Annotated in this window: 15 protein-coding genes; 10 read left to right on the top strand and 5 right to left on the bottom strand. The window is 45.0% G+C overall.

Features of this window, described 5'->3' with window-relative positions:
- Positions 1–241: 241 nt before the first annotated feature.
- From LZG72_RS22765 to LZG72_RS22755, 3 genes are all read left to right on the top strand, one after another.
- The gene (locus tag LZG72_RS22765; RefSeq protein ID WP_233877432.1) at positions 242–2,599 is read left to right on the top strand and encodes an ABC transporter permease; all 2,358 of its coding nucleotides are present in this window, start codon (positions 242–244) and stop codon (positions 2,597–2,599) included.
- 75 nt (positions 2,600–2,674) lie between these two features.
- Complete coding sequence (locus LZG72_RS22760) at positions 2,675–4,705, top strand: ATP-binding protein (RefSeq protein ID WP_233877431.1); 2,031 nt, start codon at positions 2,675–2,677, stop codon at positions 4,703–4,705.
- A gap of 13 nt (positions 4,706–4,718) precedes the next feature.
- Positions 4,719–5,102, top strand: coding sequence for a response regulator (locus LZG72_RS22755; protein ID WP_233877430.1), 384 nt, complete (start codon positions 4,719–4,721; stop codon positions 5,100–5,102).
- A 61-nt stretch (positions 5,103–5,163) separates the two neighbouring features.
- On the opposite strand, the gene LZG72_RS22750 is transcribed toward LZG72_RS22755, so the two are convergent.
- Entirely contained in the window at positions 5,164–5,355 is a 192-nt protein-coding gene (locus LZG72_RS22750; protein ID WP_233877429.1) for a cold-shock protein, read from the bottom strand.
- A gap of 203 nt (positions 5,356–5,558) precedes the next feature.
- Between LZG72_RS22750 and LZG72_RS22745 the strand changes: the two genes are divergently transcribed.
- The 5 genes from LZG72_RS22745 (at position 5,559) to LZG72_RS22725 (ending at position 7,782) form a co-directional block, all read left to right on the top strand.
- A complete protein-coding gene (locus LZG72_RS22745; RefSeq protein ID WP_233877428.1) occupies positions 5,559–6,029 on the top strand; it encodes a hypothetical protein in 471 nt (156 codons plus the stop codon).
- A gap of 8 nt (positions 6,030–6,037) precedes the next feature.
- On the top strand, positions 6,038–6,457 hold the full coding sequence (locus tag LZG72_RS22740) for a hypothetical protein (protein WP_233877427.1): 420 nt from the start codon (positions 6,038–6,040) through the stop codon (positions 6,455–6,457).
- The gene (locus tag LZG72_RS22735) at positions 6,454–6,810 is read left to right on the top strand and encodes a hypothetical protein (protein WP_233877426.1); all 357 of its coding nucleotides are present in this window, start codon (positions 6,454–6,456) and stop codon (positions 6,808–6,810) included. Before LZG72_RS22740 ends, LZG72_RS22735 begins: the two co-directional genes overlap by 4 nt.
- Before the next feature lie 113 nt (positions 6,811–6,923).
- On the top strand, positions 6,924–7,358 hold the full coding sequence (locus LZG72_RS22730) for a hypothetical protein (RefSeq protein ID WP_233877425.1): 435 nt from the start codon (positions 6,924–6,926) through the stop codon (positions 7,356–7,358).
- Positions 7,359–7,386: 28 nt separating this feature from the next.
- Positions 7,387–7,782 (top strand): hypothetical protein, encoded by a 396-nt coding sequence (locus tag LZG72_RS22725; protein ID WP_233877424.1) that lies wholly within the window; start codon positions 7,387–7,389, stop codon positions 7,780–7,782.
- A gap of 53 nt (positions 7,783–7,835) precedes the next feature.
- Here LZG72_RS22725 and LZG72_RS22720 read toward each other — a convergent pair whose 3' ends face one another.
- On the bottom strand, positions 7,836–8,270 hold the full coding sequence (locus LZG72_RS22720; protein WP_233877423.1) for a hypothetical protein: 435 nt from the start codon (positions 8,268–8,270) through the stop codon (positions 7,836–7,838).
- Here LZG72_RS22720 and LZG72_RS22715 point away from each other — a divergent pair.
- Together LZG72_RS22715 and LZG72_RS22710 are read left to right on the top strand one after the other, a co-directional pair.
- The gene (locus LZG72_RS22715; protein ID WP_233877422.1) at positions 8,258–8,806 is read left to right on the top strand and encodes a hypothetical protein; all 549 of its coding nucleotides are present in this window, start codon (positions 8,258–8,260) and stop codon (positions 8,804–8,806) included. The genes LZG72_RS22720 and LZG72_RS22715 overlap by 13 nt on opposite strands.
- 617 nt (positions 8,807–9,423) lie before the next feature.
- On the top strand, positions 9,424–10,491 hold the full coding sequence (locus LZG72_RS22710; protein WP_233877421.1) for a sterol desaturase family protein: 1,068 nt from the start codon (positions 9,424–9,426) through the stop codon (positions 10,489–10,491).
- A 19-nt stretch (positions 10,492–10,510) separates the two neighbouring features.
- Here the strand turns inward: LZG72_RS22710 and LZG72_RS22705 are convergent, their stop codons facing one another.
- The 3 genes from LZG72_RS22705 to LZG72_RS22695 are packed head-to-tail and all read right to left on the bottom strand — an operon-like array spanning position 10,511 to position 14,358.
- Positions 10,511–11,146, bottom strand: coding sequence for a response regulator transcription factor (locus LZG72_RS22705; RefSeq protein ID WP_233877420.1), 636 nt, complete (start codon positions 11,144–11,146; stop codon positions 10,511–10,513).
- 2 nt (positions 11,147–11,148) lie between these two features.
- Complete coding sequence (locus tag LZG72_RS22700) at positions 11,149–13,005, bottom strand: 7TM diverse intracellular signaling domain-containing protein (RefSeq protein ID WP_233877419.1); 1,857 nt, start codon at positions 13,003–13,005, stop codon at positions 11,149–11,151.
- Positions 13,006–13,038: 33 nt separating this feature from the next.
- Positions 13,039–14,358 carry a glycosyltransferase gene (locus LZG72_RS22695; RefSeq protein WP_233877418.1) on the bottom strand — a complete coding sequence of 440 codons (1,320 nt, stop codon included), beginning with the start codon at positions 14,356–14,358 and terminating at the stop codon, positions 13,039–13,041.
- Positions 14,359–14,394 lie beyond the last annotated feature (36 nt).

Raw genomic sequence — 14,394 nt, 5'->3', positions numbered from 1 at the left:
CACCTCTCACCTCTCACCTCTCACATCTCACATCTCACCCCTCACATCTCACATTTTACATCTCACCTCTCACATCTCACATTCTACATTTACATCCCCCTGTTATCCCAAACCGAACATCCCCGTTCAAAATCGTACATTCACAATCCTGCAAATCGGCCTGAATGAGCCAAGATGCATCTTTTGTTTGCTGGTATAAAGTTTTAAATTTCAAAAACACAGTTTGGACAAACTCATTTCTATGTTACAAAACTACTTCAAGATCGCGATCAGGAATATCTGGAAACACCGGCTCTTTTCGTTGATCAATATTTTCGGTCTGGCTTCGGGATTAATGGTGTGTTTTCTGGCCATTGCGCATATCAAAGGAGCATTCGATTACGACAATTTTCATAAAAAGCGCGACCGCATCCACCGCATTCTGACTGATGTGGTTACAAAAAATCATGATAAGGCCGCATTCGCGACGTCACCATTGCCTCTGGCGGAAACATTGAAAAAAGATTATGGTTTTGTAGAAAATTCCGCACGAATCGTCCGTACCTATGGAGAGGTGTTGGGAAATACGAAACGGCTGAATTTTATGACCTTTGTCGTCGACCCATCGTTTTATGATCTGTTCGATTTTCCAGTTGTGTCGGGACAAAATGCCAATACGCCTGCCACAGCCGTGATTACGCAGAAAACGGCCGAAAAGCTGTTTGGCAAAATGAACCCGATTGGTCAGGTACTGGAACAGGATGGTATTGAACCTTCGGTCGTTACTGGCGTTATCGCCGACACCACGCTCCGCTCCCATTTGCGTTTCGACATCTTATTTACATTGCCGTCCGACAAAATGTCCCGGTTCGGCGCCGGTAAAAACTGGAGGGAATTTTCCACCGCCTATACGTATGTTCTTTTAAAGCCCGGGACCGCGGAGGTTCAGCTTGAAAAAGTGTTACCGGCGATTGCAAACCGCCAGACAGCAGGTTTGAAACTGGATGACATCAAAGAATATCAGTTTCGTTCACAGGGCCTTACAAAAATTTCCGCGTCTCTGGAAGAATTGGTGAACAGTACCTGGGAGCCCCAGATCAGCGGCTTACTGGCTGAAATGGGAGTCGGGTTGGTTACCTTATTAATGGCGGCTTTCAATTACATAAATCTTACACTGGCGCGTTCCATGAGCCGCGCCAGGGAGGTGGGTATCCGTAAAACGTCAGGCGCATTGCGCTGGCAACTATTGGGACAGTTCATGGCAGAGTCTGTGATACTTTCACTGCTCGCACTGGGACTTGGCTACATCATGCTCGAACTGGTAAAACCAATGGCATTTGTACAGCAATGGCTCATTGGCGGCGTTGTGTGGGACTGGAAGTTAGGAGTTGCTTTTGTCTCATTCAGTATCATTACCGGATTACTCGCCGGTTTGCTTCCAGCAAAAGTCCTCTCCGGATTTCAACCTGCGGAGGTGCTTAGAAGTCAAAATGGACTGAAAGTGATCCGTGGGATCTCATTACGGAAAACGCTGATCGTGTTACAATTCAGCATTTCCATGATCGCGATGATCGCATTGGTGACCATGATGCGCCAGCAAAATTACATGGCCACGGGCGATTACGGGTTTCGAAGCAAAAATGTACTGAACATTCCATTGAACAGCATTCCATACGAGCGACTCGCCAACGAAATCACCAAGCTGGCAGGGGTTGAACATGTTTCCGGGATATCGGAACCATTTGGCCATCACGGTGCTACGGAGCGGATCAAAGCTAAAAGAGACGATCCTAATCCCGTTATGTCTTTTACATTCGACATCGCTCCTGACTTCATTCCAACACTTGGTTTGTCACTGGTCGCCGGCAACGATTTACCCCATGGATCAGCCTCGGGAAACCTGGTATTAATCAATGAAGAGGCGGTAAGGAAATTCAATTTAGGCAATAGTCGGTCTGCGGTTGGGAAAGCCTTGTGGGTGAATGACAGTACCGAGGTTCAGATCGCCGGGGTTGTAAAGGATTTTCGGTTCACCAGTTTCAACTGGGAGATCATGCCGCTCGTTTTGCGGCAACAGACACCAGGATTACGTTATTTGCAGGTAGCTGTCGCGGCAGGTTCGGAAAACACGGTTTTAACCGAAATTAAAACGGCCTGGGCCAAATTGAAACCTTACGAACCTTTCGACGGAAAATGGTTTGACGACTTCCTGTACGAGCGCCACGCCCACATGGAAGACATCCGGTTTATGGGATTACTGCTCGCCATTTCCTTTTCAATAGCCTGCCTCGGCTTGCTCGGAATGGTGACCTATACCACTCAAACACGCATTAAAGAAGTGGGTATCCGCAAAGTGATGGGGGCCGAAGTGGCGCAGATCATTTGGCTTTTGTCACACGATTTCGTAAAGCTGCTGACGATTGCCGCCACTATCGCACTTCCGCTCGGATATATGGCCGGTTACGCATTTCTGTTCAGTTTTGCCTACCACGTGTCCATTGGTTTCGAAACGCTGGGATTATGTTTTGGGGTATTATTAATACTTGGGGGAGTGATCATTAGCACCAGAACTTATAAAGCTGCAACGGGCAATCCCGTGGATGCATTGGCAAATGAGTGAAAATGGCTTACGAATTAGTTCCTATTCTGTTATATTTCGGGAACATTCATCATTCAGTAAGCAGCTAACTCTTGCATGAGTTCCTCCTCGAAATACATTAATCCGGCATTAGCCAAACTCACAGCAGGTGGCGGCGAAATGGGCGAGATCATCCGGTCGTACAATTGGGCTACATCGCCGATTGGCCCCGTTGACAGCTGGCCACAAAGCCTGAAAACCTCGTTGAGCATCATTCTGCATTCCAAATTTCCCATGTTCCTTTTCTGGGGCAAGCGTTTGATCTGCTTTTACAATGATGCGTACCGACCGAGTTTGGGTAACGACGGAAAACACCCCTCTGCACTCGGCATGCCCGGCGAGGAAGTGTGGCCGGAGATCTGGCCGGACATTAAACCGATGATCGATCAGGTTTTAAGCGGAGGTGAAGCAACATGGAGCGAAGACCAGCTGCTACCCATCTACCGCAACGGGCAAATGGAAGACGTGTACTGGACGTTCAGTTACAGTCCGGTTATAGATGAGACGGGCAAGGCCTGCGCCGTATTTGTCACATGCAGCGAAACGACCGCCAAGGTACAGACACTGGAGGCTTTAAGTGAAAGCAAAGATCTGTTCGAATTTGCCATCGAAGCGACCGAATTGGGAGTTTGGGATTTCAATCCGCAGACCAACAAGTTTACCGGAAACGAAAGGTTAAAAGAATGGTTCGGCCTGCCCCCAAGTTCCGAAATTGACTTGTCGGATGCCATCGCTGTCATGGCAGAACGCGATCAGGAACGGGTGCAAAAAGCCATTCAGGATTCGTTGGTATATGGTTCCAGCGGCCGTTATGACATTGAATACAGCATTATAAACCCATTGACCGGTGTAGAACGCGTGGTTCGCGCGAAAGGGAAAGCATGGTTTGGGCCGGATGAGACGGCCTACCGTTTCAACGGTACGTTACAGGATGTAACCCAGCAGGTTGCATCAAAAAAAGAGTTGGAAACCGTCGCAGAACGGTTGCAGCTCGCCATTGATGCGGGCAATTTAGGCAGCTACGAATTTATATTGTCTACCGGTGAAATCGTCGCGACTCCTCAATGCAAATTGCAGCTTGGATTGAACGCGGACGATGAACTCTCTTTCAGCAAACTCATTTCACTGATCCCGGCGGAAGACCGAAGCATGAACGAAAGTTCGGTCAGGAATGCCATTCTGAACAACACGACGTACCACGCCGATTACCGCATAAAAGCAAACGACGGTTCGACCAGATGGGTCCGGACATCGGGTAACCCGGTGTATAATGAGCTGGGAGAGGCTTTCAAAATCGTGGGCATCACGCTTGATATCACCGAGCAAAAGGAGTTTTCCGACGAGCTCAGCCGACAGGTAGCCGGGCAGACCACCGAACTTCAAAGGTCCAACGAAGATCTTTTGCAATTCGCCCACGTTACCAGCCACGACCTCAAAGAACCGATCAGAAAGATCCGCATTTTCGCTAACAGGATCCAGGAAGAACTGGGAGACGATCTGCCCGAAAAAGGGATCCGCTATCTTGAGAAGATACAGAATGCTTCCTCGCGGGTTATGTCCATGATCGAAAGCGTGCTGGAGTACTCACAACTGAATGCCAGCCAGCCACACGTTGAAAGCATTGACCTGAACAAAATCATTCTGGACGTTGAATCTGATCTCGAAGTACTTATCCAGGAAAAGAAAGCTATCCTATATAAAGATCCTTTGCCATCGATCGAGGGTTACAGCGTGTTGATTTACCAGTTGTTTTACAACATTTTGAATAATGCACTGAAATTCTCCAAAGCTAGTGTGGTACCCGAAATCCGGATTACACATCAACTCATTGAACAGCCGGTACCGGGCATTGTGGTGACGATCGAAGACAATGGGATCGGGTTTGACAACGAGTACCAGTCCCGCATATTCACTACTTTTGCGCGGCTCAATTCGAAAGACGATTATCCCGGTACCGGACTCGGGCTGGCACTGTGTAAGAAAATCGTCGAGCGGCACCATGGATCTTTGTCCGCAACCGGAGAAGTGGACCGAGGGGCGATTTTTACCATCACGTTACCGATAAGACAGCAAAAAAGCATCATCTGAATGTCTGCAGGCTATGACAGTGAGAAAGGTTTTATTGGTTGATGACGATGTCGATGATATTGAATTGTTCCTGGAAGCACTTCTGGAACTGGATGCGGGCATTACCTGCACCCATGCGAAAAATGGGGTCGACGCACTTCAAACGCTTACAAAGACGAGTTTGCCGGACCTGATTTTCATGGACATTAATATGCCGAAAATGAATGGCTGGGATTGTCTGAAAGCCTTAAAAAATGATCCTCACCTGAAACACATTCCAATCGTCATGTATTCGACCTCCGCGCACGATACGGAAGTCGCCCGGGCACTTTCACTGGGGGCAAAATGCCTGTTCCGCAAACCGCACTCATTCAATGAGTTAAAAAACACATTGCAGAAAGTCATCGGACTGACTTAGCGGCCATAAAAAAAACCTCCCTTTTGGGGAGGTTTTTTGCGTAATGACTATATGAAAAAAATCAGATCAAGTTCACGTTGACTGCATTTAGTCCTTTCCGACCATTTTCCACTTCGTAAGTGACATTGTCGTTTTCCTGGATGTTAGTATTCAAACCAGATGAATGTACAAAAATGTCGTCTCCACCATTTGACGGAGAAATGAAACCAAAACCTTTAGTTTCATTGAAAAATTTAACTGTTCCTTCTTGCATTATTTTATATTAGATTAGATTCCAAAGGTAGAACAAAATTCTAAGGAATCCGCACAAATGTAAAAATTTCAGTATTTTATTCTAACCCGCTCGGGCACCATCCCCGTTAAATCAGTTACCGCACCGCCAAATCACTAGGCAAGCACCCGCAACTATTTTGAGAGTAGACTTGGGAGTATTTGTCACCTAATTTTTCTAAATCTATGAGAACAACTTTCAAATGCATTGGCTTTTTGATTGGATTGGGTTGCCTGTCTTCGTGCAACAAACCAGACATCTCGCAGGCCTCGGCTGCATCTGCCCAAGTTGTAAAAGACACTATCGAATTTCGAGGGGAAACCGTGGCAGTTTCGCGTGTTTTCCCGAAGAAATATTTTAATCAATCAACAGAAGATTTTGTGGAATACTATAACCAGCAAAATCAGCAGGCCAATCTCAGAACAAATACCGGGGAAGATTTTATTACAGGCGACGAAATGCTGGCCATTCTACAACCACTCGCTAAAAAGTATCCGGACCTGAGTTGGGAAAAGGAAATCTCAGAACCAGACCTACGACGGATTTATGCCGATTTCAAAACCATCACAACTCCTGAGGAAGTGCGAGAAAAGTCGGACGCTCTATACGGAGCCGGAACCGGCAACTTTCAACATTTGATGTATTACATTAATTAAGCAAAGCCATGAGACTAAGCCTATTATTAATTCTGTTGTTAACATCCTGCAAGCTCTCACCCGAATTCGGAGATTCTGAACCCGATCGTGTCAGCTTCAATATTTATAGTCAGGAGAATGACACTTTCAAGGAAATTCGCATTTATGGGAAAGAAGTGAAAAACGGTATTCTTGTCCCGTTTGACTCGACGATCTTCAATGCACGTAACAGGGATGGAACTGACGAGACATTTGATAAGAATGAACCGTTTGGCTTAGCTTTTTTTGCCGATAGCCTTTTAGAAATTCAAAATGGCTCATTTGAAGCTGTGGCTGTAACAAAAAGTGATTCGCTTATCAAAAAAAACTTCGGGCAAATCACGGCTGGAAAAGCAAAACCCGCTTTTAGGATCACGCTGACTCCTGCCGGCATTAAAGTTGATGAATGATGAAACAATTAAATCCAAATATACTTTTCTTTCTGGCACCGCTCTTACTCATGCTTTCATGCATTGAAATCGGCCCTGACTACCTGGATGAAGAGGCCAATCTTGTTGATTTCGTCATTGAGGCCCAAGTTGGAGATCTTTATAAGGAAATACGTATCTACTCAAAAGAACTAAAAGACGGTGTTCTTATAAATGCTGATTCCACCATATTTAATGCATTAAACAAGGATGGGAAGAACATCACTTTCCCCAAGGCGAAAGGTTTGTTTTGGGGATTGAGGCAGATAGCATTGGCCTCATTAATAGTGGTTCTTTTGAAGCCGTCGCTGTCAAAAAGGATAATGATCTCATGAGAACAGATTTCGGGCAAATTGTAAACGGCCTATCTAACTCACAATTCGAAGTTACTCTGACCTCCGCTGGAATTGTCGTAAAGTAATAATCAATTAAAACTAGGTCAAGCAACATGAAATTTGTAATCTGTTTGACACTCATATTAATCTTTAATTCCTGCGATTTTTTAGAATCAATGAAGGATTGGGATCCGCAGCCCAGCATGATTACTTTCAATGTCTACAGCCAGGACAATGACGCGTTTAGAGAGATCCGTATTTATGGAAAGGAATTGAAGAACGGAACCATAACGCCTTTTGACTCTACCATCTTCAACGCTATAAACTGGAATGGGACGGAAGAAACGTTTCCGAAAGGCAGAGGCTATGGGTTGGCCTTTTTTGCCGATAGTCTAATAGAAATTCAGAATGGCTCATTTGAAGCGGTTGCAGTTAGGAAAGACTTTTCGCTCGTCCGGACAGATTTCGGCCGGATTACAGCAGGAAAGACACATGAAGATTTTAGGATTGTCCTAACGACCAATGGGATTTTAGTAGAGGAAATATGACGCTTTTTTAAACGCAAACATCACCCTTATGATTCATGACATCTTGCCTCACTTTACAAACGACATCGTTGCTACAGAACCGGAATTGATTACTTTCAGCGTTTGTACGGAAGAAAATGACACCTTTCGGGAAATCAGAATTTATATAAGGGAATTGCAGAACGGAGTTTATGTGTGTTTCGATTCTCTGATTTTCAATACATGGAGCAGAAATGATGACGAGAAAACCTTCTTAGCCAACAAGCCATTTCAGCTGAGCTATTTCTTAGAAAATATTTTACATGTTGAAAATGGCTCTTTTGAGGCGATAGCCATTAAAAAAGATCATTCCGTAATTAGAAAGGAATTCGGTCAGATTGTTGACGGCGCCACAACAGCAAATTTTGAAATAATGCTGACAGCTGCCGACATTATTATCAGTTAAAAGCAAAGACCGGGGTGGAAACTTCCCCGGTCAAATACCAACCCACAAAACCTTTATCGCGTCGCGGTAAGCTTGAAATCAACTCCGGCTTCGTCGGTTCCATTGACGATGATCTTTTTGCCTTTGATCTGTGCGACTCTTTCTCCTTCGTAAACCAGGTCGATCGTACCCGATTCGTCCGAAATGTCGATATCGGTTACGTCATAGACCATAAAGTCGGCCCCGGAAGACTTCGAGGTAATGTCCAGCGAGACATCGATCGTATTCGCGGTATTTTTCTTGATCCGGATATCTCCTTCCAGGTCACTTTCGATCGCCGGGACGGTTTTACCCTGGAAGGAAAGCTCAGAGAAAACATACCTTCCCGAAACGCTTGTTGCCAGGTCGGCAGCCGGTGCGGGCGTTTCGTCATCCTCATGGCACGCGCTTGCTACAAGCAGCAGAATAAGTAATGTAAAAATGTGTTTGAAATTGAATGCATTTTTCATGGCTATGCTCTTTTAGATGGTTTGATAGCTCAAAAATATTAACCAGTCGCCACGACCGAAATCTCCCCGGTTACAGACTGCGTCTTTCGTTTCATCAACTGACAAGAACGGCGGGTGAATTGTGGGAAATCAACTCACATCCGCCGATTTTCCAGCCATTTCTGCCGTTTAAAAAGTTCAAAATGTTTGTTCCTGAATTTTGGGCATTTTTGAATTATCAATCACACAAAAAGAACAAAATGTTAAGCCACGAAAAATTCGCAACGTTCTCGATCTACCTGAAAGCAGTAATCGGATGGACAGCTCAAAAAAGATTTAATTGGACTCGTTTCTTTGTCATTGCAGCCATTACTCTCTCAGTCAAAGTCTTCTTAAACATTAAAATAACATACTCAATAGCCATGAAAAATCTCTTTTTATCATCCAACATTACTGCGATGGCCGCTGCTTTCGGCGCAATTATCCTTATCGCAATGACCACTTGGGGCATTTGGCTCTACCTTTCCCTGCATGGTCATTCGCAAGAGAAAGCCTAACACACACCTTTCCCGTTCGACAGAACGGTTTATATAAGCCTCCAATCACCCGGTTGGGGGCTTTCTTTTTTTCAAGCCAAAACTTCTTTTCCAAAAATTCCGAACTTCTTATTTGGTAATTACGGATCAATAAATTTACTTTGTCTATATAATTAATAGACTATGGCATTGAACCACCTGAATGCCGTATTTAAACAGAAATCATTCGCATATGAAGGCGATTATTTTACCCGATGCAAACCTGGAATCTCAACCAGGTCAGGTGGCAATTTCTATCCGGTCTTTCCCGCGGCGGCGTTGTCATAGCCGAATCTATTTTACCTGGTTTTATTTCGGACATCCGGAAATATCCTGGCTAGCAGCCATGCCGTTCACAAGCAGGTTTTCGGTGGTTGTTAATTTGTAGCCGGACGGCATGCTGCCCGGGATATTTCCGGATTATATCAATCAAATCCGCCGTCAACATGTCAACCGCTGATATAGTCTTACTGGTCAAAAAGATTGCCGTCGGGATTTTGCTGACGCTTGTCCCATTTCTGGTAATCGCCGGCGGGATCTGGCTTGCGTATACACTTCTGAGTTAGCCTGTTTTTCCATCGACTTTTATCATTGCTTCTATGCAAACCGACAAAGAAATCCCACAGAAACTAAAACGAGATGCTGCGATCAGCGTGCTTTTGTACCTGACACCGATTATCCTTATGTCCGTCGCATTCTATTTTACCGGTTTCAAACCGTGGCATGGCAGCAGCGACCTTCCGTTCAGAGTACCCCCGTTTCTTGAAACGGTATTTGAAAATCTCAATACCTGGGGCTTACCTGTGATCGTACTTGTAATTGGTGTGATCGAATTCGCTGTTGGTTTATATGAAAACAAATGGACGAAAAACGAAAGTCTGGTTGATATCGCCTCGTTCGTAGTTCCAAAAATCATCGTCAAGCCGGTTGTTACCTACTACAGTCTGCAACTTTTGCCGCAATTACTGCCTGCCGGAAAAGACATTTTTTCCTGGGTACCATTTTGGTGGGCATTCGCAATTATCGCCGTTGCCGACGATCTGACGCAATACTGGTACCACCGTTTGCATCATCAATTACCCTGGCTGTGGCGTTTTCACCGAACCCATCACAGTGCACCTTATATGGGAATGGCCATGGCAAGCCGCCAGAATATCATCTATATCATCTTTTTTTCCCAAACTTATCTGACGGCCGCATTGACTTATCTGGGGCTGGGTTACGCGGCGTTGTTCGTGAAGGTTATCAAATCGCTGATCACAACCGGCGCGCATTCAAGCATTAAATGGGACAAACCTTTTTATGAGATCAAATTTTTAAAACCAATTGGTTGGGTAATGGAAAGACTAATTTCTACGCCCGCAACGCATCATGCCCACCATGCAGATACTACGGACGACGGCGTAGGGTATTACAAGGGAAACTTTGGTAACATGTTCTTTATCTGGGACATTATCTTTGGTACAGGCATCATCACTCGGAAATACCCGACATCTTACGGCATCAAACATTACATGGAAGAAGAATGGTACGCGCAATTTTTGTGGCCGATCTTCAAATCCAAGAAAGAAGGCAGCGAATTATCCGCTGACGGCCCGATGGTCGGCGATGAAGTAAGAGAAGCTATCATTGAGCCATTGCCTCTGGAAACACGGGTTGCAAGCTAAAAATCAGCTCCGACTACATTCACCAATGGTCAAGCGCGAAACGTAATAAACTGTTTTTACCAGTCAGGTTCAGCTTTTTCGAAATATTCATACGGTGGTTAAAGACGGTCTTTTCACTGATAAAAAGTTCGTCTGCAATTTCCTTGCTCGTTTTATATTCCGCGATCAATTTCACGATCTGCGTTTCCGACGGAGTTAGCAGATCCTTCAAATCGCTTTTCGTGTGTTTATTTAAGGCAATGGACTTTTTGAGCAGGTATGACGAAATTTCCGGGCTCAGGTAGGAATCACCTCCTGCCACTTTATAAATGGCGTGAACGATATCAGAAACTGCGTTTTCTTTCAAAACATACCCCATTACCCCTATTTCCAGCGACTTCATGAATGGCGCTTTTTCCTTGTGCATGGTGAGGATAATGATCGGAAGGTCACTCCTGATTTTCAGCATTTTTTCAGCCGCTTCCAGGCCTGTCAAAAGTGGCATATCAATGTCCAGTACGACCAGATCCACATTTTGAAGCTGAAAGTTCAGCAATGCCTCCTGCCCGTTCTTAGCGCTGAACACTACTTTTAAGTCCGGATCTGTCTCAATCACCTCAGCAAGTCCTTTCAAAAATATCGGATGATCGTCTGCAATGAGAAGTTTGATCTGCATGGTTATAGCCTGATTTGAATGTTCATAATAGTACCGCGTGGCTCATTTTCAAGAATTTCGAGATTTCCGTTCAGGATATTCAGACGCTCGCGGATTCCGAGCAGCCCGAAACCCGTTTTGCCTTCTGTTTTTAATGTCATTCCCACTCCATTATCCGCAATACGGATAGCAATAAACGTTCCGTCGGTGCGGATGGTAATTTCGGCGCGGGTGGCGTGCGAATGTTTGATGATGTTGTTAAAACATTCCTGCACGATCCTGAAAACATTGATCTCGTTCGGTTTTGACAATAGATCGTCAATCAGTTGAATGTCGGTTTTCACCACTATCAACCCCGATTCTGCAATATCTTCCAGCAAGCTTCTGATGGATTGGGTAATGCCGAGCAGTTCCAGGTGCAACGGTCTGAGGTTGTATGAAATGTTACGGACTTCCTGGATCGTTTCGGTAACCAGTACTTCGAGGTCGTTGATCTGTTTTTCGCGGATCTGCGGCTTATCCACGTCCCTTTTGATCATTAACACCTTGTTTTTCACCATCCCCAGGCTTTGTCCCAAACTATCGTGTAACTCAGCCGCAACCCGTTTCCTTTCACCTTCCTGTGATCCGATCAGCTGCTGCGAAAACTGGGTTGCCTGTGCGAGCGCATGTGCCTGCGTGAGCTCTTTTTCTTTTTTGAATGTATTCAGCTTGTTGGCGAGCGCGAAGGAAAGAATGATCGCTTCCAGCCCGGAGCCGATCTGGTAGGCTCCGTCTGTGAACCAGTTTTCTTCGATCAGCGCGATGTCTTTAAACATGAAAATGATGATTCCCGCAACCAGAATACTGAATCCCATCAGGTAATATTTAGCCGGAACAAACCCTTTTGCCATCACGGTAAAGCCGATTACATTGGAATAAACGAGGAAGGAAAAAACCGTAATCCAGTTGACATAAAAACCCAGTAACAGTTCACCAGCCAAACTCACAATAAACGTGAATGCACAGGAGGCATAGATCAGCCAGCCCAATCTTCTCAGTTTGGGGCAATAATAACGGGTATTAAGGAAAGAATCCGTGAACAAAATGGCAAAAGTGAATGCAATTGCGCCGGAAAAATTGGAATGATTCGCCGCAGGAAAGTTCGGTACTATAAATTGCAGAAAATAGCCTTTGATGTACCCAATATTAAATGCGACAAAAAGAACATAAACGACATAATACAGATAAGTCCGTTCGCGGATCGAGATAAAAACAAACAGGTTATAGATGATGAGCGCGGCGATCAGACCGAAGTAAAAGCCGCTTACCACGTCAGCAACCTGGTTTTGCTCGTAAATATGCTGCATTGAAGCGATTTCCAGCGGTACTCTGATAATGGAATTACTTCTCACCCGCAGGTAACAGGCTGCGGTATCACCCGCATTCAAGCGCAGTGGGAAAATCAGCTGGTTCGTTTTGATATTTCGCTCGCTGAATGGCCGGGCGGAACTTTCAAATGCCTTTTTATAATGACCGGTTTTTGTCTGCTGAAAAAGTTCTGCTTCCTTCATAAATGGCGTTCCCACATGCAGGAACCATTCTCTGGAAGTGCGGTTTTCAACCCGGAAATAGATCCAGTAGGTGGAACGGGTCGGCCCGACATTGAGGATATCCTGGTCGACAGGTCGAAAACGCATTTTCCTTTCCAGAATCTCTGAAAAGGAAAGTGCATTGGTCTTATCTTCCAGGATCAACATTTTCCTCCCCACCAGAAATCCGGAACTTTCGGCATTCAAAACGATGGCCTGCGGCTCGGGCTCGGAACCTGTTGTCAAACCCGGTGTCAGCACAAGGGTAATGAGCAAAAGCCATTGAGCGGAATTTGGAAATCCTGGCATGTTAGGCGCTGATACAGAGAGGTGATTAATGATTTAAAGATATTCAAATTTTACTTCCATTCGCTCGTTCCCTATCTCCAGAACTTCATTGACATACTTCTCACAAAGACGAATTGTGTCGTATTCTTTGAGTTCCCGGCTAAGCTTTTTCACATTGGATTTGTATTCACTATCCGTCAAAATCGTCTCGATGTTTTTCAGGATCTGTCCGGGATTTGGGAATTCGGTTTTCAGATCTATACCAATTTTAAAATAGCCAACGCGCGCATTGATCTCGTTTTTACCCTCATGAATACCTGCTACCAGCATTGGAAGCTCGTTTTCAATGCCCAGCATCACCCCGCCATAACCTCCATTGGTAATGTACACATCGCTATGCGGCATGATGTCATTGAATGGAATAAAATCTTCGACGATGATATTTTTGTATGGAAACCGTTTCCGCAACTCTTCGGTCCGGGAGCCGCCCGTGGTTGCGATTACCATGTATTTACTGTCTTTGAAAGCTTCTAATGTGGGGATAATGATCTTTTCCGGATCTTTTTCCAAAGTCCCCTGCGTGACCAGAATTACCTTTTCATATCCTTTTAATTTATCGCCCGGCTCAAATGCTTTTTGAGTCCCTGACGAGAAGGGAAGCAATGCACCTACAAACCGGATATTTTCACTCAGGTCGCTGCGTTTGTATTCGAAACCGGGACTCCCGCTTTGCAACAGCAGATTCGATTTTTGTCCCAGAATGTCAAAAGGATTTCCATTCGCCGGCTTAATACCGTATTCCTGAAACATCTTCCGGAATAATACCGCCGACTCCCGAAAGATAACCTGATCGGCAACAAACCGCAGAATATCCTGCTTTCTTCTCCCCCAAAAAGTTTCAGATGGAAGCATGGCCAGGCCGGCAGGCGGCAGGTCCCTGGAATTTTCGGTCAATGGAAATACGCCGATCGAAATCACTTTTTTGTTGAGCAGTTCTTTCACAAAAGGAAGTCCGGTAAATGCTATATCACTGATCATCAAGTCAAAACACCACGATTCGTTAATTTCCCGAATGTCTTCATAAAATTCCGTAGACCTTAGTACAAAGGATGTTTTCAGATCATATTTCAACTTTTTGAGCTGACTTCCCAGCTTTACCCGTTCCGGAAAGATTTCATTTACATTGTGCTGATTGAAATCGAGCGCTTTTTTGAAGGGATAAAACGGTATGCCCAACTTTTCTGCTTTGGGCTGATAATAGCTTCCTGAATACCAGCGGACATCGTGTCCCAGCGATTTAAGGTGCATGGCGATACCGGTCAGCGGATTGAAATGGCCGTCGTACGGCATGTTTGCAAAAAGTATTTTTTTCATGGCTAATACTGAGAATGGATTTATTTGAAAGATTTG

It is taken from the genome of Dyadobacter sp. CY323 (assembly GCF_021390245.1).
In the GTDB taxonomy this organism is placed as follows: Bacteria; Bacteroidota; Bacteroidia; order Cytophagales; family Spirosomataceae; genus Dyadobacter.
This window is presented reverse-complemented; position numbering and strand designations above follow the sequence as displayed.

Excerpts from the sequence above, each read along its gene's own strand:
- LZG72_RS22715 (WP_233877422.1), top strand. The coding sequence starts at position 8,258 with ATGCATTTTTCATGGCTATGCTCTTTTAGATGGTTTGATAGCTCAAAA.
- LZG72_RS22705 (WP_233877420.1), bottom strand. The coding sequence starts at position 11,146 with ATGCAGATCAAACTTCTCATTGCAGACGATCATCCGATATTTTTGAAA.
- LZG72_RS22710 (WP_233877421.1), top strand. The coding sequence starts at position 9,424 with ATGCAAACCGACAAAGAAATCCCACAGAAACTAAAACGAGATGCTGCG.
- LZG72_RS22760 (WP_233877431.1), top strand. The coding sequence starts at position 2,675 with ATGAGTTCCTCCTCGAAATACATTAATCCGGCATTAGCCAAACTCACA.
- LZG72_RS22740 (WP_233877427.1), top strand. The coding sequence starts at position 6,038 with ATGAGACTAAGCCTATTATTAATTCTGTTGTTAACATCCTGCAAGCTC.
- LZG72_RS22730 (WP_233877425.1), top strand. The coding sequence starts at position 6,924 with ATGAAATTTGTAATCTGTTTGACACTCATATTAATCTTTAATTCCTGC.
- LZG72_RS22765 (WP_233877432.1), top strand. The coding sequence starts at position 242 with ATGTTACAAAACTACTTCAAGATCGCGATCAGGAATATCTGGAAACAC.
- LZG72_RS22700 (WP_233877419.1), bottom strand. The coding sequence starts at position 13,005 with ATGCCAGGATTTCCAAATTCCGCTCAATGGCTTTTGCTCATTACCCTT.
- LZG72_RS22735 (WP_233877426.1), top strand. The coding sequence starts at position 6,454 with ATGATGAAACAATTAAATCCAAATATACTTTTCTTTCTGGCACCGCTC.
- LZG72_RS22750 (WP_233877429.1), bottom strand. The coding sequence starts at position 5,355 with ATGCAAGAAGGAACAGTTAAATTTTTCAATGAAACTAAAGGTTTTGGT.
- LZG72_RS22725 (WP_233877424.1), top strand. The coding sequence starts at position 7,387 with ATGATTCATGACATCTTGCCTCACTTTACAAACGACATCGTTGCTACA.
- LZG72_RS22755 (WP_233877430.1), top strand. The coding sequence starts at position 4,719 with ATGACAGTGAGAAAGGTTTTATTGGTTGATGACGATGTCGATGATATT.
- LZG72_RS22745 (WP_233877428.1), top strand. The coding sequence starts at position 5,559 with ATGAGAACAACTTTCAAATGCATTGGCTTTTTGATTGGATTGGGTTGC.
- LZG72_RS22695 (WP_233877418.1), bottom strand. The coding sequence starts at position 14,358 with ATGAAAAAAATACTTTTTGCAAACATGCCGTACGACGGCCATTTCAAT.
- LZG72_RS22720 (WP_233877423.1), bottom strand. The coding sequence starts at position 8,270 with ATGAAAAATGCATTCAATTTCAAACACATTTTTACATTACTTATTCTG.